The 23,687-nt window shown below is 50.9% G+C and carries 17 protein-coding genes; 8 read left to right on the top strand and 9 right to left on the bottom strand.

Translation table 11 applies throughout. From position 1 onward, the window contains the following. Window positions 1–6: 6 nt before the first annotated feature. From AC2YIT_RS09630 to AC2YIT_RS09615, 4 genes are read right to left on the bottom strand one after another with little or no spacing between them, the layout of a single operon-like run. On the bottom strand, window positions 7–1,167 hold the full coding sequence (locus tag AC2YIT_RS09630; RefSeq protein ID WP_430844277.1) for a XylR family transcriptional regulator: 1,161 nt from the start codon (window positions 1,165–1,167) through the stop codon (window positions 7–9). 12 nt (window positions 1,168–1,179) lie between these two features. Further along, window positions 1,180–2,436: an MFS transporter gene (locus AC2YIT_RS09625; RefSeq protein ID WP_487279062.1), complete on the bottom strand. Its 1,257-nt coding sequence runs from the start codon at window positions 2,434–2,436 to the stop codon at window positions 1,180–1,182. 52 nt (window positions 2,437–2,488) lie between these two features. Then, window positions 2,489–3,319, bottom strand: a complete 831-nt coding sequence (locus AC2YIT_RS09620; RefSeq protein ID WP_430844273.1) for an ROK family protein — start codon at window positions 3,317–3,319, stop codon at window positions 2,489–2,491. Window positions 3,320–3,366: 47 nt separating this feature from the next. Next, window positions 3,367–5,973 carry a family 20 glycosylhydrolase gene (locus tag AC2YIT_RS09615; protein WP_487279061.1) on the bottom strand — a complete coding sequence of 869 codons (2,607 nt, stop codon included), beginning with the start codon at window positions 5,971–5,973 and terminating at the stop codon, window positions 3,367–3,369. A 155-nt stretch (window positions 5,974–6,128) separates the two neighbouring features. Between AC2YIT_RS09615 and AC2YIT_RS09610 the strand changes: the two genes are divergently transcribed. The 3 genes from AC2YIT_RS09610 to AC2YIT_RS09600 are packed head-to-tail and all read left to right on the top strand — an operon-like array spanning window position 6,129 to window position 10,498. Next, window positions 6,129–7,229, top strand: a complete 1,101-nt coding sequence (locus tag AC2YIT_RS09610; protein WP_487279060.1) for an acyltransferase family protein — start codon at window positions 6,129–6,131, stop codon at window positions 7,227–7,229. 3 nt (window positions 7,230–7,232) lie between these two features. After that, window positions 7,233–9,653, top strand: coding sequence for a beta-N-acetylhexosaminidase family protein (locus AC2YIT_RS09605; RefSeq protein ID WP_487279059.1), 2,421 nt, complete (start codon window positions 7,233–7,235; stop codon window positions 9,651–9,653). Between the two features lie 14 nt (window positions 9,654–9,667). Continuing rightward, entirely contained in the window at window positions 9,668–10,498 is an 831-nt protein-coding gene (locus AC2YIT_RS09600; RefSeq protein WP_487279058.1) for an HpcH/HpaI aldolase family protein, read from the top strand. Window positions 10,499–10,501: 3 nt separating this feature from the next. Here AC2YIT_RS09600 and AC2YIT_RS09595 read toward each other — a convergent pair whose 3' ends face one another. Both AC2YIT_RS09595 and AC2YIT_RS09590 read right to left on the bottom strand, forming a co-directional pair. After that, window positions 10,502–11,476 carry a nucleoside hydrolase gene (locus AC2YIT_RS09595; protein ID WP_487279057.1) on the bottom strand — a complete coding sequence of 325 codons (975 nt, stop codon included), beginning with the start codon at window positions 11,474–11,476 and terminating at the stop codon, window positions 10,502–10,504. Between the two features lie 96 nt (window positions 11,477–11,572). Then, window positions 11,573–16,960 (bottom strand): S8 family serine peptidase, encoded by a 5,388-nt coding sequence (locus AC2YIT_RS09590; protein ID WP_487279056.1) that lies wholly within the window; start codon window positions 16,958–16,960, stop codon window positions 11,573–11,575. 256 nt (window positions 16,961–17,216) lie between these two features. Here AC2YIT_RS09590 and AC2YIT_RS09585 point away from each other — a divergent pair, with 256 nt between their 5' ends. Continuing rightward, on the top strand, window positions 17,217–17,990 hold the full coding sequence (locus AC2YIT_RS09585) for a shikimate dehydrogenase family protein (RefSeq protein ID WP_430844262.1): 774 nt from the start codon (window positions 17,217–17,219) through the stop codon (window positions 17,988–17,990). Here the strand turns inward: AC2YIT_RS09585 and ribD are convergent. Next, complete coding sequence (ribD, locus tag AC2YIT_RS09580; protein ID WP_487279055.1) at window positions 17,987–19,051, bottom strand: bifunctional diaminohydroxyphosphoribosylaminopyrimidine deaminase/5-amino-6-(5-phosphoribosylamino)uracil reductase RibD; 1,065 nt, start codon at window positions 19,049–19,051, stop codon at window positions 17,987–17,989. The two genes, AC2YIT_RS09585 and ribD, sit on opposite strands and share 4 nt — an antisense overlap. 90 nt (window positions 19,052–19,141) lie before the next feature. Here ribD and prmC point away from each other — a divergent pair, with 90 nt between their 5' ends. Together prmC and AC2YIT_RS09570 are read left to right on the top strand one after the other, a co-directional pair. Then, on the top strand, window positions 19,142–20,002 hold the full coding sequence (prmC, locus tag AC2YIT_RS09575; protein WP_430844260.1) for a peptide chain release factor N(5)-glutamine methyltransferase: 861 nt from the start codon (window positions 19,142–19,144) through the stop codon (window positions 20,000–20,002). A gap of 27 nt (window positions 20,003–20,029) precedes the next feature. Continuing rightward, a complete protein-coding gene (locus AC2YIT_RS09570) occupies window positions 20,030–20,983 on the top strand; it encodes an AAA family ATPase (protein WP_430844258.1) in 954 nt (317 codons plus the stop codon). 1 nt (window position 20,984) lies between these two features. Here AC2YIT_RS09570 and yidD read toward each other — a convergent pair whose 3' ends face one another. Then, the gene (gene yidD / locus AC2YIT_RS09565) at window positions 20,985–21,194 is read right to left on the bottom strand and encodes a membrane protein insertion efficiency factor YidD (RefSeq protein ID WP_487279054.1); all 210 of its coding nucleotides are present in this window, start codon (window positions 21,192–21,194) and stop codon (window positions 20,985–20,987) included. A 50-nt stretch (window positions 21,195–21,244) separates the two neighbouring features. On the opposite strand from yidD, the gene lgt reads away from it, so the two are divergent. After that, window positions 21,245–22,075 (top strand): prolipoprotein diacylglyceryl transferase, encoded by an 831-nt coding sequence (lgt, locus tag AC2YIT_RS09560; protein WP_430844254.1) that lies wholly within the window; start codon window positions 21,245–21,247, stop codon window positions 22,073–22,075. Between the two features lie 83 nt (window positions 22,076–22,158). Beyond that, window positions 22,159–22,773 carry a hypothetical protein gene (locus AC2YIT_RS09555; RefSeq protein ID WP_430844252.1) on the top strand — a complete coding sequence of 205 codons (615 nt, stop codon included), beginning with the start codon at window positions 22,159–22,161 and terminating at the stop codon, window positions 22,771–22,773. Between the two features lie 79 nt (window positions 22,774–22,852). On the opposite strand, the gene AC2YIT_RS09550 is transcribed toward AC2YIT_RS09555, so the two are convergent. After that, complete coding sequence (locus AC2YIT_RS09550; RefSeq protein WP_487279053.1) at window positions 22,853–23,392, bottom strand: RNA polymerase sigma factor; 540 nt, start codon at window positions 23,390–23,392, stop codon at window positions 22,853–22,855. Window positions 23,393–23,687: the final 295 nt, after the last annotated feature.

Raw genomic sequence — 23,687 nt, 5'->3', positions numbered from 1 at the left:
CAAGCCTCACTTCCCTGCAAGATACTTGTTCCGATAAGCACTCGGACTACACCCCTTAGCCTGCCTGAACTGGCGGGCTATATTTTTGCTATCCCCCAACCCCATATCCAGTGCAATTTCAAACACTGACATGTCGGTATCGAGCAATTTTTGTGTGAATTTCTCGATCCGCAGATTGAAGATGTATTTGTAAATCGGATAACCGGTGATTTCCAGAAAACGCTTCTCCAACGCCCTGCGCGAAAGCGGTACTTGCTTCACAACTTCATCAACGTGCAGGTTTTTGTCAATATTCTGGTGAATGTATTTTAAGGATGAAGCGATGTGGTCATCGGCGGTGGCGTAAATGTCCGTCGAATGCCGGGTAATGACCTGGGTGGGACGTACTACCACGTCGTAATATTCCGTAGTGCCATGCTTGATCATGTGATCGAGCAGTTTGGCAGCGTCATAGCCCCCTTTTTCCACATCGAGTGCAATACTCGAAAGCGGAGGATCGGACAAGTCGCAGATCATTTCATCATTATCCACGCCCAGCACGGCCACTTCCTCGGGTATGCGTATGCCCACGTGCCTGCACGCCTCCGTGATGTGCTGGCCCTGGTTGTCGTCACAGGTCATGAGGCCGATCGGCTTGGGCAACGATTTCAGCCAGCGGCTCAGCGAGCTGGGCTTGTAATACCAAAGCTCCGTGGAACGCGACTTTTTATGCTCGAAATAATGTACTTTATGCCCTTTCTTCCGCAAATGCTCTTCAAAGCCTTCCGCACGCTCGCGCGACCACACGATATCGTTAAAACCGTAGAATGCAAAGTTGGTAAAGCCTTTTTTGAGGAAGTAATCGGCGCCCATTTGCCCGGCCTCATGGTAGGCACCGGTGATGTTGGGTATTTCGGTGAAGCGTTCCTTGAAATCCTGCGCAATGACCGGAATCCCGGCCCGGACGATCTTATCGATTTCTTTATTATACAATTGCCCTACAATACCATCCGCTCCCCACTCCAATGCCCATTTCAGGATGCCATCGATCCCGATTGTCTCGCGATGGAAAAGCGGCATCCGGCAGAAGATCCACGGGCCGAATTCTTTGGAATACGCATTGATCCCCTTCATCAGGCTCTTACTGTATTCCTCCGCAAAGTCGAGCAGGAGAATGATTTTGTACATATAAATACCCTTTCAACCGAGCTTGAACAGCTCTTTCACGCTCGATACCGTTTCATTGTTAACGAGCGGTTTAGCCCACATTCCAATACTTAAAATATAACCCAGTGGAATCAGCAGGAAGAGCATCGCAAAACGCAGCCCCACTAACTCCCCCAACCCACCGACGATCAGCGGCACAACCGCACCACCCGCAATACCCGCGCAAAGAATCCCGGAAAACGTGCCGTGGTGTTTTGGAACGGAGTTTAATGCCAGTGAAAATATCACCGAATACATCACCGACGCAAAAAAACCCGCCATCGGGAAGCCGATCAAAGCCATTTCTTTTGATCCGAACAAGGCCATCAGCAACGACGCAATGCCCCCGCAAGTGAAGAATACCAGTACTTTCCGGCTGTCGAAGATTTTCAACAATATCAAACCGAGGAAACAACCGATGGTGAGCAAGCCCCAGAAATAGGAAATCACCGAAGCGCCGGTCGTCGCCGGATCCACGTCATGATAGGTTTGCAAAAACTGCGAAATCCAATTGGCAATGCCCTGCTCGGTACCCACATAGGCAAATATCCCCAGGAAGAACAGCCATACCAGCTTGTTCGCCGCCAGTTCGCCGAACGATTTCCCCACGTCGATCCGCTCATCTTCCAGCAGTTCCACTTTCGGAAATTTCACCAAGGCGATGACTACGACCATCGCCAGCGCAATCACCGCAAAAACCCAATACAGCGAAACCCATTTCAGGTTCTCGGGCACCAGACCATTTAATATATCAATCAAAAAACCGGAATTCCCCGAATGCACATTCAATACCAGATAACTATAAAGCAGCGGGCTCAGAAATGACGCCGCACCAAAGAACAGCTGCGCAAGCACCGAGTAAAATGCAAACTTCTCCTCCCCGCCTGAAACCCGCAACAGGGGGTTAATGACCACCTGCAAAATGGCCATTCCAATGCCGATCAGGAAAAGTGAAAACAGTGCCACGAAAAAGCTGGGGACCAATGCAAAGAGCAGTGCTCCGCCGAACGCTAACAGGAACGCGCTGATCAGCATTACTTTCTCACCGAACTTCTCCACCATCAACCCCGCCGGAATCGACATTACCCCGTAGGCAACAAAGAATGCAAACGGCAGGAAACCCGCCAGACCAATGCTCAGATCAAAACTTTTGACGATATCAGGAATGATCGGACCGAGGATATTGGTCAGGAAGGAAATGACGAAAAAGATCAGGAAGATCAGTACTACGATGAAAATGTTCCTTTGCATCAGGGTCGCGCGTGGTTTGGTAGCCTAATTTAAATCTAAAAACTGCATTACATCAATCGTCGAGCAATGCCGCAGCGCCCAACAATGCAATATTTTCGTTTTCGGACAGCAGTAGTGTCAGCTTTTTCAAAGATTCGGGATAAGCAAAATCCTGAATGCTTTCCAGCATGCTATCCTGGAAAAAACGGTTGGCTTTGGCAATGGAGCCGCCCATAACGATCGCCTCGGGGTCGTAGGTATACATGATCGCCTTGATTACCGCCCCCAAATGCACCCCGAATTCTTCCCAGACTTCCATCGCCTCCTTGTTGCCCTTTAATGCTGCCTCGTGTGCCGCGAACGCGTCGATACCCAGGGATTCTTCGAAGAACCGGCTGCATACATAGTTTTCCAGTATCGAATCCTTGTAAGGCAGCATGCCGATCTCCCCTGCCCCGCAATTCTTTCCCGCGTACAAATGGTTATCAATGATAATGCCCGAGCCCAGGCCCGTACCAATCGCCATGCCGATCACCGACTGGAACTTCCGCGCCAATCCGAAACGGTGCTCGCCAAGCACGAAGCAGTTCACATCATTATTCACCGAAACCGGCAGGTTGAATTCCTTTTCCACAATGTCGCGCAATGCGACCTCTTCCCACGAAGGGATATTCATGACATTATAAACAATGCCTTTGTTCACGTCCACGACCGAAGGCACCCCAATACCGATACCTTTCACGGGATAGGCCGTCAAGGGACGGATGACGTCCATCAGTTGGTCGAGCGTTGCCGACAGCGAATGTTTGTTGGCCAGTAATGTCTGATTTTGCCGGGTAATATGGCCACCCGACTCGATGCCGGCACGAATGTTCGTGCCGCCGAGATCTACACCAATGTTCATCGACGGTGAGGAGTTGAGCTGTAAGCTGCGTTAAACGATCAGTTCGGTCAACGGGCTGTTACCACGCTGCTGCGGCTCGACCGTCCGGCCAGATCGAAGCTTTTCAGCGTAACAGTACCCGACACTTTCACAGGGTTTTCGTAAAGTTGTGAAGTCTCGGTAGGCTCGGAACCGTCGGTCGTGTAGCGAATTGCCAGGCCCGGCAATTCCACATTCGCTTTCAGCATTCCGTTTTCTATGATCGCGCCCGGCTGGGGCAGGCGGTAATTATAGCCCCCGTTGATATACTTTAGTCTCGGGAGATGCTTTTGGGCTATCGAGTTTGCAAAAATATTCCAGCCTTCGGCCATCATCGCCTTTCTGGCGGCATCGTCGGCTACGCTTTCCCACTTCCTTTCGGCTGCCCAGGCACTTTCAGAGAAACCCAAAAGCTTGGGCAGGATCGAATACTCCATCATATCACGACCTTTGATCGTCTCGCTCCAGAGCTGCGCCTCCACACCATAAACGTTCTTGCGTGCCTCTGGCCTCATCAGCTGCTTGCCTACAAACTCTTCCTTCATCGGCTTGCCCATGGCCGTCTCCTCAGTGGTACGGAACATATTAAACGGCGCAAATGCCCAGTTGTCGCGCGTGTCCACAAACCCGCCCCAATACAGGCCAGGCTCCTTGGGATCATTGTTGTACGACATGTCGAAATAGAAGTTGGTCACATTACAAAGCACCACCGGATAACCCGCATTAGCCAGGCGGTTACCCAGGTCAACATCATACACATTGTTCCAAACGTAGGGATATACCTGACGCCCCACAAACTCCGGATTGGCGAGGTATGCACCGGTTTCCGTTTTGTTCAACGCCACTTCTTCCCAGCCATGCACTTTCAGGTTACGTTTTTCGAGCATAGGCAGGAGCTTTCTAAAAAAATAGGTTTGCAGATAGCGCGGCCCTTTTACCTCCGGATGCTCTGCCAGCAGTTTGGCAGCCATCGGCGACTTCGTCCACACGCCATCCGCCACTTCATCGCCGCCGGTGTGGAAAGTATCCATTTTCAAGCCTGCCTGTTCGTACAGTTTCGCGATTTCATCCACTACTTTCACAAAGAAATTGTAGGTCGATTCACGCGCCACGCTCACGACATTGTTCTTGTAGCCCTGTGCCGAAATGTAAACCGACTTGTCATCCGGATCTATCAAACGGTACTCGTTCGCCTCTTTCTCTTTACCTTCCTTCATCAACCGCTCATACCGCGCTTCCATCGACTTGATAGCCGCCAGCGCGTGACCGGGGAAGTTGAGCTCAGGGATAATCTTAATGTGCCGCTCGTGGGCATATTTGAGTATTTCAATAAAATCGGCCTTGGTATAATAGCCGCTGCCGTGTTTGCCTTTCTCATTGGCAACCGGTCCCGACCCGTAACCCGGGTGCAATGCGTTCGCATTCATGCCGGACGTATGCTGACGCTGTGCGCCTACCTGCGTAAGCTCCGGCAAACCGTCGATCTCGATCCGCCAGCCTTCGTCCTCGGTGGTATAAAGCAGTAAGTGGTTGACCTTGTAAGATGCGAGCAGGTCTATAATGCGCTTCACCGATTCCTTCGTCTGGAAGTTACGCGCCACATCCAAGTGCAAGCTACGGAACTGGAACCGAGGTGCATCCTGTACCTGCACAAATCCAAAACCAACGGAAGCGACAGGTTTCTGGTAAGCGTCCGTCGGCGCGAGTTGCAAAAGGCTTTGAACGCCGTAGAACACGCCCGCAGCATCACTCCCCTCGATCGTAATGCCGGTTTGACCAATATTCAGATTATATGCTTCACTGGAAATCCCATTCACCGTGACCTTACCCGTTTTCAAAACAATGGCGGCTTCTTCCGAAGAACCTTTGCCGGGTAAGCCGACCTGGATCGGCAAGTCGGTGCCGGTGAGCGTTTTGAATTTGCTGATCAGGTATTTGGCTTCGTTTTCTAGCCCTTCCTGGTAAAAAACATTTGTTTTGCCCGTCAATGTAAATGTACCTGCGCCCGGAACGAGTTTCACCGGACTAGGGATAATTTTCAAAAGCTGTTCCTCGCTCAATTTGGTAAATGCGGTGTTGGCTTTATAACGCGTTTCGGCGGTCGGCACCTCTTTCAAATCCATTTTGCCCCGCAGGATCTGCTCTTTAGTAGTGAATGGCTCGATCGTATAATCCACCACCTCGACGATTTCCTTTTCCTTGCCCTCGTTATCATAAAACACAAAATACAAGCCCAGCGGCGCATCCGTTTCCTTGATGACACCCTCTGTGCCGGTGTACGTAATAGTCATCGAATCCCGCGGGCGCATTAGAAAATCCTTTGCCGGTACCATCTGGTACCAGTCGCCGTTGATATGCTCAACAACCGCTGGTTCCGGCGTTTTGTTCGACTGGATCGGCCGCGGCGACATATTCCAGAACAGCTTCCAGTTAGAACCGTCCAGCGTAAAATCACTGCCGTTTCGGATCGTAAACTGGGCTTTAAACGTTCCATCAGGTTCAGTAAAATTGCTGACGAGCTTCCAGGAAACTGCGATTTTCTCGGCCTGTTCCTTGCTTACATTGCCTGATCTTTTGCAGCCTGCAAGCAGCAGCATACCAAACAGGACAAGCGAAAGCGGAAGTAGTTTCTTCATAGGGTCAAAAAGGCTGGGGAATGATTTTCCGGTGTTAGGAATACAACTACCTAATTACTGACAATTGCGCAAAATATACTAGTGAAGGGTGCAAAAAGCGTCGGAAATAGCCCTTTTGTGCAATGTCTCCGTACATAACCCTATAAACGGCTGCTATGGAAAACCTTTCAGGCGCTTCGCCCCGATTACTTTCACTGGATGCAATGCGTGGTTTTACCATTGCGGCGATGATCATGGTCAATTTCCCGGGACACGAGGATTTTGTGTTTCCCACGCTTCGGCATACCCGATGGAACGGGCTGACATTCACGGACCTCATCGCACCTACTTTCCTTTTTATCGTCGGAGTTTCCATTGCATTAGCCTATTCCAAAAAACGGAACGCGCCGAAAGGAGGATTGTATCGCAAGATCATCATCCGCTCGCTGAAAATATTTGCCGTCGGCATGTTCCTCAACATGCTGCCCGATTTCAACTTCTCCGACCTGCGCTATACCGGCACGCTCCACCGCATCGCGATCGTGTTCCTCGTGTGCGCGATCCTTTTCTTAAATACCAGCTGGAAGCAACAACTCGGCCTGGCCATTACCATTCTCCTGCTCTACTGGCTCGCATTGACCACCATCCCTACGCCCGGTGTGGGTAAGGTAACGCTCGAACCGGGTGTAAACCTGGCTGCGTGGGTCGACCAGCAATATTTGCCGGGCAAAATGTGGCAGGGCACCTGGGACCCGGAAGGAATTTTGAGCACATTTCCGTCCATCGCGACCACCATTACCGGCATGCTCGCGGGTCAATTGATGCTCCGGCCACTATCTCCCAACGAGAAAAGCAATTACCTGCTGAGCGCCGGCTTTGCCACTGCCGCATTGGGCTATTTCTGGAACCTGATTTTCCCTACCAATGAAAACCTATGGACAAGCTCCTTCGTGCTGGTAACCTCCGGCTTTGCTTCCATGCTGCTCGGTGCATTGTATTTCCTGATCGACATCCGCGGAGGGAGGCGGGGCATTACACCTGGTGTCATTTTCGGGGCTAATGCAATCGCCGCTTACGTTCTGGCCGATATTCTTGCATTGCTATTTTACATGATGCCTGCCGGTGGCGATACTTTGAACCACCATACTGTTGCTGCGCTGTCGCAAACCGGAATGGACCCGCGCCTGGCCAGTATGCTTTACGCACTCTTTTTTGTGTGTATCAATTTCATCCCGGTTTACCTTCTTTATAAAAAACGGATTTTCATTAAGCTCTAACCCATGCCTTACCGAACATCTCTCCGGTTCCTGATCCTTCTGACCGTCGCCCTGCGGACCAGCATCGCGCTTTCGCAATCCCTTGATTTATCCCAAAGCCAGATTTTCAGCCCGAGCGACAAGGCTACATTGCTCCGAAGCATTGAAGTTCTGCAAAATGAGGTGGAAAAGCGGACAGGTATCAAACTCCCTGTTGCGAAAAAGCTTCCTAAAGCGGCTAATGTGATCCTGGTCGCATTGGAGAGTGACCTGAGCAAGTTGCCGGAGCCATACAGAAATGCTGTTTCCGTATTGCCCGAATTAAAAAGTGAGGGTTTCAAGCTGGTCACTGGCCCTTCGAATACCATTATTATAGCAGGAAAAGATGCCCGGGGAATATTGTACGGCGTCGGGCGGTTCCTGCGAAAGGCGGAAATGACCCGCAGTAAATTGCAGATCGATGCCCGGCTCGCGATCAGCACCAGCCCGCGGTACCCGATGCGCGGCCACCAGCTCGGTTACCGCCCCAAAACGAATGCCTATGATGCATTCACTGTCGCCGGTTTCGACCAATACATCCGCGAGCTGGCGCTGTTTGGGGCGAATACCATCGAAATTCTCCCTCCGCGGACGGACGACGATGCTACCAGCCGGCACATGAAAATACCTGCGGCGCAAATGATCGTCGAGCAGTCACGCATTTGTAAATCATATGGCCTCGATGTGTCGGTCTGGTATCCGAATATGGGGAAAAACTATGTCCACCCCGACTCCATTGCGAAAGAGCTCGCCGAGCGCGACCAGATATTCGCAAGCTTACCGAAGCTCGACGGCGTGTTTGTACCCGCTGGTGATCCGGGCGAACTGGAACCAGATGTACTTTTCGCATGGCTGGAAAAAGAGGCGACCGTATTACAGAAATACCATCCCAAAGCCAAAATCTGGGTTTCGCCCCAGGTCTTCCGCCCTACCCAGAAATGGTTCGATGCGTTTTTCAGCCATGCTAACAAAGAATATCCATGGTTCGGCGGGGTGGTATTCGGGCCTTGGGTGAAGATTCCCGTGCAGAAGATCAGAGAAATCCTTAAACCGTCGATCCCGATCCGGCATTATCCCGACATCACTCATAACTATTCGGCGCAATATCCGGTGCCGCATTGGGACCTCGCATGGGCGATGACGCTCGGGCGCGAGAGCATCAATCCACGTCCCTTTGATGAAAAGGCGATCCATAATGCATTGGACCAATATGGAATCGGCAGCGTGAGCTACTCGGAAGGGACCAATGACGATGTCAACAAATTTGTGTGGAGCGACCAGGATTGGGACCCGGACATGCCGGTTATCGAGACCTTACGCGATTATTCCAGGCTCTTTTTTGGTCCTGAATACAAGGAGGCAGGCGCGCAGGCGATCGTCGATCTTGAAAAAAACTGGCGCGGCGAGGTCGTCGGCAATGACGGGATTGGTATTACCCTCCGCCAGTGGCAATCAATGGAAAAAAATGCACCTTTAAAACTACTACAAAACCCGAGGTTCCAGATGGGGTTGATCCGCGCCTATTTCGACGATTACACCCGCCAGCGGCTCATTTACGAACTCGAACTGGAACAGCAAGCGCGACGCGCATTGGCATCTGCCGGCAAATCCGGAGCGATGAAGGCGATCCGTGATGCAGAAAGCCTGTTGGAAAAAGCCTGGAAGGAACGCATTCTCCCGGATCATCAGCAAAAATGCTATGACCTCGCCGATTCATTGTTCAAAAGCATCGGCGCACAGCTGACCATGAAAAAACACGGCGCTATGTCCGGCCGCGGTAATTTTGTGGATCTGATCCATATGCCGCTGAACGATGCACCCTATTTATTAGATCAGTTTAAAAGGATTGAAAAGCTGACCAGCGAGGCCGAAATGCTTCGGGAAATCGATCAGCTATTGCATCGTACAGACCCAGGCCCGGGTGGGTTTTACGACCATTTCGGCGACCCTGAGAGCTGGTACCGCGTTGTACCGGCCTTATCCTGGGAAAACGATCCGGGTAGTTTACGATCGCCGCGGATCGGTTTTGGTGTCGGTTTGGTAGGAGAAGAATGGGTGGACGAAATTCAGGCAACCGGCTTCAAAGGACAGGTGACCCCGCGTGCCTGGATGAAACAAGCCAAAACCCTCTACGACCAGCCATTGCAAATCCGTTACGACAATCTCGATCCCGACGCGTTGTATCGCATCCGCATTTCGTACACGGGGCGCTTCCGCTCGCGCATGCGCATGACCACCGACGACGGCCAGACGATCCACGATTTTATCCAGACCGGCGAGCAGCCCACATTTGAATTCAATGTACCTAAGGCGGCTACTACTGACGGCAAAGTTATTTTTGAATGGACTTGCGGCGAAGGCGAGCGTGGCTCGCAAGTGACGGAGATATGGCTGATGAAACAATAACTGAAGATATCACAATGGAATCCACATTACTCGAAAAACTGAAAAACGGAGGCAATGTATACGGCACCTGCATTACCTCCACCGGCCCGATGTGGCCAGCGGCTGTGAAGAAAACGGCTGTCGACTTCGTGTTCCTCGATACCGAGCATATTCCCTTAGGCAGGGCGGAAATGGCTGCATTATGTCAGCAATTCCGACATTTGGGCATTACACCCATTGTGCGCATTCCGTGCCCGGATCCCTACCTCGCCTGCCAGGCCATCGATGCAGGTGCAAAAGGCATCGTTGCCCCTTATCTCGAATCCGTGGCGCAGATAACGGAGCTGGTAGGTGCTACCAAGTACCGGCCGCTGAAAGGCGAAGTCTTGCAGAACTACCTGAGCGGCGCAGTGCCCTTGCCCGACCATATGCGGGATTATGTCGCCAAATATAATGCAGGGAATATCTGCATTGCCAATATCGAAAGCGTGCCCGCGATGGATAAACTCGATGCAATGCTATCGGTGCCGGGGCTGGACGCCGTTTTCATCGGCCCGCACGACTTATCGGTAAGCCTTGGACTACCTGAACAATATGACCATCCGGAGTTTGAAAAAGCCGTTTCCTACATTATCCGCGCGACACGTGCCAAGGGGTTGGCCATCGGTATCCACTTCTCGCTGGAACCCGAAAGGCAGATTCAATGGATGAAGGAAGGAGCGAATATCGTCGTGCACAGCTTCGATGTAGCACTTTTCGTGCAAAAACTGAATGCGGATTTTGACAAAATAAAAAGGGCGGCCGGCGACCCGGCGGCCGGCGACGATGTTCCGACTGCTCGACTTGATACTTCAATGGTGGTTTAAAACCTATTTGCCTTGCCACATCATCAGTCCTTCGATCAGCGCGGTAAGCTGTTCGAAGGGCATGTTGGGTGTGAGGTACGCGTGCGGGCCCATAGGATCATCCTGCCAGCTATTATTCCCGCCGTCGACGATGATCCTTCCGCGTTTTACACCAAAATAGGGCTGAATTCCCCGGATGGCCACCAATACGGCGGTCTGGTCCCAGCTCATCCGGCCGTCCGCGTCGCCTTTGGACAATGGCATCGCCATCGCAAAAACATCTTTCACAGGGCTTTTCAGATTTTCATTAGCGATTACCCGCCTACCAGTTTTGATTTCTTTTCCAATTTCAAAACCGCTGAACAGGATTTCGGTAGGCCACTCTGCAAAAACCTTGGCCGACGCAACCGAATCTACCAGCACATTGTATTCCCGCCCCTTCGGAAACCCGCCCGCCATCGACACCAGTTGCTTTACCTTTTTACGGACAAGGTTACTTCCCGACAGCTGTGAATTAGCATCCGGGCCTGAGTCCAGTAAATCCGCAAGGTTGGTCAGAAAGCCAACCGTAACAATGGTAACACTCTGGTCGGGTTGCTTGGCGAGTATTTTACGATAAGTTTCCACTGCATCCGGCGCATCCGACGTTTTCTCGATTTTATGCGGATATTTCTCTACCAGCATTTCCGGCCATTTTTGTGTGGCCCCGAAACTCGCCCCTTTTCCCTTAGGCGCACCGGTAGGTAATTCGGGACGACCGAAATAGGTATTCAGGATTTCGATAGTAGGTACTACCAATTCATTTTTATTGGAAGAAATCACTGCCAGCGGCTTCACCTCTCCCTTGTCGGCCAATGCATGCATGACGGCCATTGCGCCTACATCGTCGTAATCCGGGCCGATATCGGTGTCGAGGATCAGCGAATTGGCTGATTTTCCGGTTTGAGCATAAGAATTAGAGAGTGCGAAGAGGCAAAGGACTAGTAAAACTTTGTTCATGACATTCATAAAAATGCGGTCTGTTGTAAAGCTATTCGCTTTTACCTGCCGATATGCTGCATCAGGAGGATTTTTTCAACGATAGCAAAGGTTACATCAGTTTTTCAACACCTGGAATGCCTGTTTTGTTTCTCCATTCACCACCTCCAGTACATATATTCCCTCTACAAATTCACGGCCGGAGAGGTCGACCTTGCGTTTCTGCGCCTGCCCCAATGCTTCGCCGCCGAGTTGCTTCAAAATTCTCCCGTGCAGGTCATACACATTCACGGAAACCGAGCGGCTCGCAGGAACTTCGTCGCCAAGGTAGAAAACGCCTTTTGAAGGATTGGGATAAACCGACCATTCCGACCGGGCTTCGAAAGCGACCGGCCGCACGCGGGAATATTGATAAGTGCTGTCGATATCCACCATTTTGAGCCGGTAATACAAGTTCCCCCACTTGCCCGGCAGCTGATCGACATACTCGTATTTCCGGCCGCTTTTCAAATTACCTTCCCCCGAAACCTGCGCCAGCCGTACGAATTTCCCCTGTCGGTAAGCCTCGTCGCCGCTGGCCACCTCGATGTCGAAATGATCGAAATTCTCCTCGGAAGCGGTTTCCCATTCCAGGATCACGTCTTTCGATTGCAGGTCATCCTGTTTTTTCCGGGCATTGAAACTCACCAACTCGACAGGTAATGCGCCCGGATTTCCTACGAACGCTTTCGAAAGCCAGAATTCCGAAAAGGATTTCAATTTCATTTCAACATAATATCCTTTGTCATAAGGGACAATCGCCACTTCCCCTGCCGGATGAAACGACCAGCCGCCCTCGGTGCTGTTGGATAGCGAGCCATCCTCTTTCGCGGGGTTCGCCGTATTTCGATATTTGGAAATACCGAGCTCAAATGGATTCACGGGTTTACCGCAAGTACCGCAGCCCACTGCGTTGATCAACGCCTCACTCTCGGTTTCAAGGAAGTAGAACCGGACAGTTGCCAGGTTCGCGAGTTCGCTGTTGGCAGGTTTTACCGTAAAATTCCTGTCGAGATAATACTGGCCATTGCCATTTCTAACCCCTGCCGTATTCAAATACGACTGAACCTCGGTACTACCCATGTTCTGCCCGTTAGCGTTAATGGACGCTATCAATTTCCCGTTGCTTGTAAAATTCACCCAACCCGAACCGGATACCTGTTGCGTGGCCACACCACCGGTATTATCGAGTATCGGTGCAATTTTGTCAAATATGTGGATATCGTCCAGAGCTATTCCTTCGCGATGCGTGAAACCATCGGAGATCAGTACAAAACGTAATTTGAGGTTCGTAAACCCGGTGGGCAAAGCCATACTTGCCACGTGCCAGCGCAGATAATCCTGTAAAGCCCAGGCGCCGTTACCCGAGTAAGTTTTATTGTACCAGTTGGTACCCTGCCCCACTGCCCCCAGGCGCGTCCACGGACCGCCATTTCCGGAATATTCGATATACACATAATCGCAGGGGGTAGGTTCGCACACTTCCAGGTCGATTGCCGCGCTAAAACTCAGTGTAGGCGATGTCAGACTGCTTACATTAAAGCAAGGAGAGTACAAATAGGACTCTTCTTTGTCGTTATACCCCCCGGCAAGGTTGGTTTTCCACACCTTCGTCCCGCTAGCCGCTTTGTTCAGGGCGGACGAAGTAGGAGTCCCCCATTTCCAGGAGCTATTCGTTCCTTTGGCACTCCAGAAGCCGTCACCGTTTTCAAAATTCTCCAGATAAGGAAATGAGCTCAGTACCGGAGCATTAAAAACTTTCACCGCAAGTGTGTCATTGTCCCGGAAGCTGTCGGTCGCCAATTCCGACCAGGCTTTGAGATTCAGTGCCCCAACCGCTGAAAGATCGGCCTTGGGACCGAAAGTGAAATCGATGGTCGTGCGCTTGGCAAGCATTGCTATTGTATCGCGGAGTATTGTTCCGTTCGGCAGCGATAAGGCAATAGGCAGGTTGGCGATGTCCCGCGCGGAGCTGTTCCGGATACGAATAGCGATTGTTTCCGCATTGCTCAGCCCGCAGCTTTCCGTAGGCGGTGCAAGTAATGCCAGCATTTGAATATCGTCGATCACCGAAACAATGCGGATATCGTCGAAAGAATAGCCCGCCCCGTTGCTATAATCGGAAGTAATCATTTTTCCCCATTGTCCCCAGCGGACCTGGAAACTCGACGAGAAATTTTCCGCGTTTGCAGAAAGCAATGCACTTATTTCAAGTGGAGCGGTTGTCTTATATCCCTGGGTTGTGAGGTTCTGATTTGCAAACAGGTCGTAGGCCTCGACCCAGGCATCGGTATCCTTACCCCTTATCCATACCTTATTGTTACTGTTTGTTTTCTGACCGTGATTTTTGTAAGAAAAGATCAGCCGTAAATCATCGGTATTGATGTTGTATCCTGCCAGATTGAAAGTGCCCGTCAGGTAGCTCGTGTTACCCGCCGAATAGGCCCTGTTCGCATCGAGCGTCAGCGCTTTCTGACCGGATGCCGCAAAGCCTGTATTAACGAAAGTCCGGATCCTTCCGGCATCAGTGTCGGCACTGAAATCATACCGTCCGTCCCCCGTAAGCCCCATTTGTGCAACCGTCACATTTTGCGCAGGGAGGTTTTCGATGTCGTCGTGAAATGGCAATGCCAACTGGTCATTGGGCAGCTGTCTGAAAAGCTTCACCAGCGTGTCGTTCGCGGAAATCTTATCTGAATTGCTGTGGATAAATACCTTGAAATTGTAATCCCCGGGGTTCGCTAAATTGGCGCCCACCGCGAAGGTGTGGTCGTAGGTCTTACCCTTTTCGATAAAAGGACTAATCGTTTCAATCGGTACCGCTACGCCGTTAAGCTCATATCCAACATCCAACGAACCGTTGAAATCCACATCATCGAGATTTTTGATCCTCATTTTGACAAAAACGGCCCCACTTAGTTCCGTCGAAGTATTTTTCCTTCCCGATGACGCCGGCGTAACTATTGATTCGATTTTAAGGTCGTTGTCCGAAATGCTGCCCGCACAGGTTCCGGTATCCGGTTTACGGGAAATCGCCAGCGCCCTGCGTCCGGGCTGCCCGTTCAGGCGTGCCCGTACAGAGACGTAGTAGGTTGAATCTTTCACCAGTCCGCCCAAAGCGTAGCTAGTGCCGGAAGTTACGGCCACCGGAACCATCTCTTTCCCTTTCAGCATCATGACTTCATAGTCACTCGCGCCTGTTACCGCTGTCCAGTCCAGCGAAATGTACCCTTCGCATTGCAAGGCCGACAATGTTACACCCGGCACTCCGATCACCGTAAAAGGCTCTGAAATGCTCTGTGCCCCGGTGCTGTTCTGGATCACCCGCACACGCACCTTGTCCGAACGCATTCCCACAGGCACTGACCATGCAATCTGGCTGGTACCCGCTGCCACGGTAGAAATATTGGTCCATACACCACCATTATTACCGCTGTACTGTACCGTAAAACTGCTGGCGCTATTCCCAAAGGCATCCCACGAAATGTACATCGGGTCGCCGTCTTTCAGGCGCTCCCCGCCGATCGGGTTGGTAATGGTGAGTGAATTGGGAATGATATCGTAAACCACAAAATACTCCTGCGACGGCGACTGGCCTACCGTAGTCCCTTTAACCGAAATGGTGTAGGTCCCCGCCATTGGGTTGTTGATCACCACCTGCTCCATATTGTTGCGGTTATCTACGCCCGTGGTAGCCACATTATTGACATTGGCCGCGGTCGGATCCAGTATTCGCGGCAAGACGATGTTCGAGGCGGGGTTGGTTACCTGAAGATCGAGATTATGAACCAGGCTCTGCGACGCGAGTGTATTGCCTGCGGGGTCATTCCAATAAAGCATTACCTTAACCTGCGCCGTATTGTCCGGGACGTTGATAGAAAAATTGTTGGTTCCCTGATGCGCAACCTGGCCCGTGGTATAGCTCTGCGATTCGAGCATTTTGACTGAGCGAAGCAGGTTCAGCCATCCATAGCCAAATCCATAATCGGGGCCTTCGTTACCTTTATCGACGGCACCATTCACCAATAATGCTTTCATCAAGCCGTTCTTGGGATTCTGGTTCCCGTTCAGCTGCCGGTATCTTTCGTAGAGCATCGCAAGCCCTCCCGACACAGCCGGTGTGGCCATACTCGTGCCGCTGCCGCTGCCATACAAGTTGACCGGAATAGTAGATACAATGCCGCTGCCCTGCGCCGTAATCTCCGGTTTTAATCTGCCATCCTTAACGGGGCCCCGGCTTGAATTCGACATCAGCCCGCCGACCTCGCCGGTGGCGCCGACGGTGATGACGTTTTTGGCCGTCTGATATCCTCCCAGGACTGTTCCAAAGCCCAACGCAAACGGTGCACAAGTAGTGTTACCGCTGTTTCCGGCAGCAAAAACATGTTGCAGATAGGGCATTTCGAAAGCCTGTTGATCCAAAATATATGAATGGAGGTCATATGTTCCGTTCGTTTCGCAGGTAATCACATCCGATCCATACGAGTTATTGGTGATCACCATACCAAAATCCTGCACATATTGGGGCGAATAGGCCAGGATCGATGAATAACTTTGCGCTACGACGGTCGCCTTAGGCGCGTAACCTGTGTAGCGTTCGTCCATAATACCCGCACCTGCCATCGTCCCCATCACGTGAAGTCCGTGCGAACCGGCTTCGATAGGCGCCCTGTTGATGATACGGGAATTGAAGTCGATATGCCGCAGGGGATTAGACTCGTCCCCTATGCCAACGACCACCCCCGCTCCCGACAAGTTCCTGTTTCCGGGCAGGGCTGATTTCAGGACATTCGCCCGGCTGTTCGTGGTACTTTTATTGTTCAGTTGTCGATCCGTCTGCGGTATCGCCTGCACATATTGCACAAATGGCTGCCCGGCAAGCGTTTTTAACTCCTTCACCGGCACCCTGACGGTCAGTATCCGGTAGTTTTTATATTGATCCGAAATCACTTCGTATTGCCTGCTTTGCAATGCGGCTTGTACCTCTTCATAACTGAAAGATTTAGGATAGCTGATCCAAAGGTCGATTGTAGAGGGGCCGGCAAATGCATGCGATGGAATGTTCCCGTTGGCAAGTCCTGGCTGCATTTTTTGCTCCGCGCTAAGTTCCATGATGGCCCTTCCCCTGGTTCTTGCCAATGCCCCCGGGTTACTACCCGGCGCTATCGTTGCCGTGTAGGCGTAATTGGGTATATATTCAAGAAGTTCGATGCCCTCGCGCTTCAATTCCTGTCGCTCTTGTTCGGTAGGAATGTCGTCGAACTGTATTAATACCAGAGACTTCTGCCCGGTATTCGAAAGCCGGAATGCCGCATTGGAGCGACCGGATACGGATGAAATATTCCGCTCGGGTAGAATTGAACCGCTTTTGAGAAGGATTTGATAATCCTGGCGCTTCTGGCCTCTGACATGCCCTGTGAACAGGCTAGCTAATAATAGTGTGTAGTAAAGATTTTTCCACTTCATAATTTTTGGTACAGATAAAGGATAGGTAATTCTACCTCATTTAGCCTAATAATGCAAATTAATTCGGCCATTGTTTAATATAAATTAACCTGTGCAGGAAACCGGTTGAGACACAGCGTGATGAGCCATGCCAGCGCGCGAACCATGAATCGTATACGTGAATTTAACATGCCCTAATTCTGCACGCATTTGTAATTAGCTGATGGCTGGTATAACTTAGCAGGCCAAATTTTTGTCGTTCGTTGCACGCATTCTTATGAACTTATACGGCCTGATCGGATACCCGCTTACACACTCTTTCTCAAAGCGATATTTCACGGACAAATTCCTCAGGGAGAAAATCAAAGAGAGCAGTTACGAGCTTTTTGAGATGAAATCCCTCGAAGAATTGCCCGAACTGCTGAAAAAGAAGCACGACTTGCGCGGATTGAATGTTACGATCCCCTATAAGAAGGATGTGATTGCCTACCTCGACGACCTCGACGATGCCTCGGCTGAACGCATCGGTGCGGTGAACACGATCAAAATCTACGCCGACGGCAGCACGAAAGGTTTCAATACGGATTACTACGGTTTCCAGCAATCGCTCGTGGAATGGTTTGATAAACGGGGAGAATCCTGCAAGTATATGAAGGCGCTGGTACTCGGTAACGGCGGTGCCGCCAAGGCGGTGCAGGTGGCATTGAAAGACCTTGAGATGGAGTATAAGCTCGTTTCCCGCCAAAAAAGCGACGATTGCATTTCGTACGAAGGGCTTACCCAGGAAGTAATCGAAAACCATCGGCTGATCATCAATACGACCCCGCTGGGAACTTTCCCCAACACTGAAGAATGCCCCATGATCCCTTATCAGTGGATTACGAGAAGCCATTACCTGTACGACCTCGTCTACAACCCGGCCGAAACTCTGTTTTTGAAAAAAGGCAGCGAGCAGGGCGCCGCTACGATGAACGGACTAAAAATGCTTGAATTGCAAGCAGAAAAAGCCTGGGAAATCTGGACGACCGAAGAAAATCTCTGGAGCGTTTAAATACGATTGTAATAGGTCCACAAATCATCGCCGATTTGCTCCGAACCTTTGTACATGCCCCTGGGAACTGGGGCCGCGACACCTTGGCCGATGGCGAGTGTCCCCTGGCAGCGCCGGATCTCGTCCCATAGGCCGCTTTCCAGGAATGCGCTGATCACCGCTGCGCCACCTTCCACAAGAACGGATTGTATCTTACGCCGTTGCAGGCCTTCCAGCAACTGCGCGATTTCATCGCATTCCTTGTCTATTTTCAAATAGGCTGTCGAGGGTAGTGCGTAGCGTTCAGGATCGGCGGGAATTTCTGTCTCACGGTGATAATTGACCACGATTGTGCTTTGCGAATTGTCGAGCAGGTGCAGCTGCGGTGGCAATTGCAAACGCCTGTCGGTAACGATCCTGACCGGGTTTGTTCCGACCCAATGCCGCACATTCAGCCGCGGATTGTCCATTAAAGCGGTTTTGTAACCCACCATAATGGCATCTTCCTCGGTACGCCACTGGTGTACGCGCATATTCGATAATGTTCCGCTGATCTGCACGGGACTACCGGCTTCATAACCCAGAAATCCATCGGCCGTTTCGGCCCATTTGAGGATCACGTAGGGCCTTTTGAGCATCATAGCCGAAAAAAAACGCTTGTTCAGCTCTAATCCGCGTGCTTCCAGCGCATGGCATTCCACTTCAATCCCGGCCTCGCGCATTCTGCGAATGCCTCTGCCGGAAACCAGCGGATTGGGATCATCATTACAGATGACCACTTTTTTCAATTGGCGGCTCACCAAGAGGTCTGCGCACGGGGGCGTCTTACCCGTATGCGAGCAAGGTTCAAGCGTAACATAGGCCGTGGCTTGTGGCAGCAAATGCGAATTACCTTTCGCATCCACATCTTCAATTGCCCGTACTTCCGCGTGCGGCTCACCGTAGGCGCGGTGCCAGCCTTCGCCGATAATCCGGCCCTCATGGACGATCACACAGCCTACCATCGGGTTCGGGCTCACTGCGCCGCGCCCGTATTCAGCGAGCTGCAAGGCCCGTTCCATCCATTGATTATGCGTCTCCATGTGGCAAAAATACAAATGCCCTTTTAAACTCAACTTTCGGGAGTTCCCATAATTTGCTAACTTTCCGACATTGGATCAAAATCAGTGAAAATGACTTCCGCACGCCAGCTTTATTTATATATAGTAAAAAACATCACAGTTTATCCGGAAAAAGAGGCCCAGGCAATCTCGTTCATGCTGTTGGAGCATTATATGCGCCTCCGTAATATCGACGTGCTGGTGGATCGCCCGATACCTGAAAACACGGCGCAGCCCGACTGGGATAACATCATCAAACGCCTGAATAACAACGAACCGGTGCAACATATCATCGGTTCCACCGAGTTTTGCGGCCTCGAATTCCGCGTTTCTTCGGCCGTACTTATTCCGCGTCCCGAAACCGAAGAGCTGGTGCAAATGGTAACACGCGACTACGCGGAGCCCGATAAAAACATTTCCATCCTCGATATCGGAACCGGCAGCGGCTGTATCGCCATCGTGCTCGCGCGCTTCCTCCCGCATGTAAGCGTGCATGCGTGGGATGTCTCCGACGAAGCATTGGAAGTGGCCAGAGAGAATGCACGCCAGCTCATTGCTGATGTAACGTTCGCAAAACAGGATATGCTCAATGTGACTTTCCCGCTCCCCGGCAACATCGTGCAGTTCGACTGCCTGGTGAGCAACCCGCCGTACGTAACCTATTCCGAGGCAGAAAGTATGCGCCCGAATGTGCTCCGTTTCGAGCCGCACGAGGCATTGTTTGTGGAAGACAACGATCCGCTGCTGTTCTATAAAGCCATTGCCGATTTTGGGGTACACCATTTGAAACAGCATGGCAAATGCTATGTCGAGATCAACGAGCATTTCGGCGCCGAAACCAGGAAGGTTTTTGAAGAAAGGAATTATAAAAACGTGGAAATCCTTCGTGATATCAATGGTAAGGACCGCTTCGTAAGAGCTATATGGGCCTGATCCATTTAAAATTTTGACCTCATTTTCATGTACGTACAAAAAATCAGGGAGGTTCTGGACGAAATGGGCAAGGTGGTAGTGGGGCAGGACAAACTGCTGAACCGACTGCTGATAGGCCTTTTTACCGGGGGCCATATCCTCCTCGAAGGCGTTCCGGGACTTGCCAAAACTTTGACCATCAATGTCATGGCCAAAGTACTCCACCTGGAATTCAAGCGCATTCAGTTCACACCCGATCTGCTCCCGGCGGATTTGATCGGGACGATGATCTATAAACCCAAAATAGGCGATTACGAAGTCAAAAAAGGGCCTATTTTCTCCAACCTCATCCTGGCCGACGAGGTGAACCGCTCCCCTGCGAAGGTGCAGTCCGCATTGCTCGAAGCGATGCAGGAAAAGCAGGTGACGATCGGCGATGAAACCTTCCTCCTCGACCGCCCCTTTGTAGTACTCGCCACCCAAAACCCGGTGGAACAAGAGGGTACCTATCCGCTGCCGGAGGCTCAGATCGACCGGTTTATGATGAAAGTCTACGTCGATTACCTCGACAAGATGAAGGAACTGGAAGTAATGCGTCGGATGTCGGATATCAATTATGAATATAAAATCCGGCCTATTCTAAACAAGGAAGAGATTTTCGCAATTCGCGACGAAGTCAACAAGGTCAATATCTCCGATACGCTCGAACGCTACATTATCGAACTGGTATTCGCCACCCGCCGGCCGCTCGATTACGGGCTTCGCGACGAGGCACGTTACATCCAGTTCGGCGCGTCGCCGCGGGCTACGATTTACCTCAATCGCGCGGCAAAAGCGCTGGCCTACCTCGAAGGGCGGGATTATGTTTTGCCCGAGGACATCAAGGAACTCGCACCCGACATTATGAACCACCGCATTCTGCTGAACTACGAGGCCGAAGCCGACGGCGTGCGCACGACGACCATCATCGATTCCATTCTCCGGAAGGTTGCCATTGGATAATTCAGGGTACCGGGTCGTGACCGTGACCACCCCAGGGATGGCACCGTGCAATGCGTTTCAGTCCCATCCAACCGCCTTTGAACGGGCCATGTTTCTGCACGGCCTCGATCATATATTGCGAGCAGGTAGGCGTATAGCGGCACGAATTGGGAAAATAAGGGGAAAGTGCCGCCTGATAAAACCGCACGAGGGCTATGAGTAAAAATTTCATTTCGCGTCTTGTCTCATATTAGTATATTTGATCATTAACATCACAAACGCATGCTTTCATATATCATGTGGGACGTCAGTCCCGAAATTTTTACCATTCCGGAAATCGCCGGTTTTGGTCCCTTCCCTGTCCGTTGGTATGGTCTTCTCTTCGCAGCCGGCTTTCTGATCGGCCAGCAAATTATGATCTATATTTTCAAGAAAGAAGGAAAGACGCTGGAAGATATCGATTCGCTGACACTATATATGGTGCTCTCCATCGTCATCGGCGCCCGCGTAGGCCATTTCCTTTTCTATGAACCAGAAGTGCTGTTTAAAAATCCCCTGGAAGTAATATTACCTCCATATGCCGGGCTTGCGAGCCATGGTGCAGTGATCGGCACCGTGACCGGGCTCTGGCTGTATGCCCGTTCCCGCCGGGGCACGGGCCAGACGTTCTTCTGGGTCACCGACCGCCTTACCATCACCTTTGCATTGGGAGGCTCATTTATCCGTTTTGGTAACCTGATGAACTCCGAGATCGTCGGAAAGCCGTCCGATCTGCCCTGGGCATTCATTTTCCGGCAAAACACCGAGTTTCTGCAAATCCCGCGCCATCCGGCACAGCTTTACGAGTCCATTTCCTGCTTCATCCTCACGTTCGTCCTGTTCGGAATCTGGAACAAATACAAGGCCGCCACACCACGCGGGCTGATGGTCGGTGTGTTCCTCGTATGGGTGTTTACGTTGCGATTCCTGTATGAATTCCTGAAAGAAAACCAGGAAGCGTTCGAAGCCAATTATGCGCTGAATATGGGACAAATACTGAGTATCCCCGCTGTACTGCTCGGGTTGTACTTCATTATCCGCTCACGGCAAAATCCCATGGAGGTAGCCAGCTGAATCTCCTGACACGAGTAGGCGTGCATCAGTGCGGCGTTTTCATTACATTGTAATCAGTTTGAAACAACTCTAACAACTGTCAGATGAAAACATCCTTTATTGCCGCATTTCTTTCATGCGCCCTGCTCTTGACCGGTTGCGGAAGCAAACAGGAAGAAAAAGAAGCCGAGGAAAAAGCCGCTGCCGACAGTCCGGCCGACGCTCTTCAGGCTATTGCCGATAAAGCCAAGGAAATGGGCGATCGCAAGGCCGTCGACCCGGTGGATTTCCGTAAGCTGAAAGACCTTTTACCCGAAACCCTGGCCGGTATGAGCCGCACGGAAGCTACCGGCGAAAAAACCGGCGCCATGGGCTTTACCGTTTCGACCGCCGAGGCCAAATATAAAGGAAGCTCGGATGAAACGCTCGACGTCGAAATCGTGGATACCGGAGGCATTGCCGGCGTTTCGACCATGGCGCTCGCGGCTTGGTCAATTGCCGAAATAGATAAGGAAACGACCACCGGCTACGAAAAGACGACGACGATCGAAGGTTATAAGGCTTTTGAAAAATATAACAACGAAAGCAAATCCGGCGAAATCAACGTGCTGGTCGCGGACCGTTACGTCGTGAATGTGGAAGGGAATAACCTCAGCGTAGACCAGCTGAAAGATGCCCTGAAAGCCATCGACCTCGGCAAGCTGAACGATATGAAATAAACCAAAAAGGAAAGCAGAAGCGTAGGTGCTTCTGCTTTTCAAGGTTTTAGGAATATATAATATTGGACTAACCCGGGTGCTATATCGTTGCCAGATCCACTTTTTCGCGCAGGATCTGTTTTGCTTTCACCAATTGGTTCTTCACTGTATTTTTGGATATTCTCAAAAACTCTGCAATTTCCTGATAGGATTTCCCTTCTTCAATATTCAGCTTCAAAATCTGCCGGCGTTTGATCGACAACGATTCCACAGCTGCCTGCACGACGGTCAGCCTTCTCTCGGCCTCTTCCCGTTCTTCCTCACCCGCAGCGCGGATTGCCTCCATATAATGCTTACGCAGCTGCTCGCTCTTTTCCAGCTTTTTGAAATGGTCGAATGCCATATTCCGCAGACAAGTGAACAGATAGGAATTGAAATTATAGTCCGGCTTGATCTGGGTACGTCTTACCCAAATCTTGATAAACACGTCCTGAACCATGTTTTCAGCTTCTTCCTCATCTTTGAGCAGTGAAACCATAAACCGCAGTGCAGGTGTTTTGTAGTGGTTATACAATTCTGCAAAGGCCGCTTCGTCGCCTTGCGTCACTCTGATCAGGGTATTTTCGTCGGGATAGGCCACAGTCGTACAGTTTTAGCTTATAGAAAAGGGAACTAGGTAAAGAGATTCCTGTATTAATTAAAAAACTTTTATTCTTAATTTGATCCTATTTATCGGCCGGCATCAGTTTTGCTATTATTATTAATAGGTAATTAGTCAGGTATTAAAATAAAGTTGTTTCAAACATCACCCTGGCAGCGGAAAATTCTGCTTTCGAAACAATCGGCGATGCTTTGTATTGAGCGGCGTATTTGCAATTGTTTGATAAATCTACACCTCCGGATTTAAAATTCAAATCGCAAACTGCGTAAAAATA

The organism is Dyadobacter sp. SRI_021, from assembly GCF_057586235.1.
This window is presented reverse-complemented; position numbering and strand designations above follow the sequence as displayed.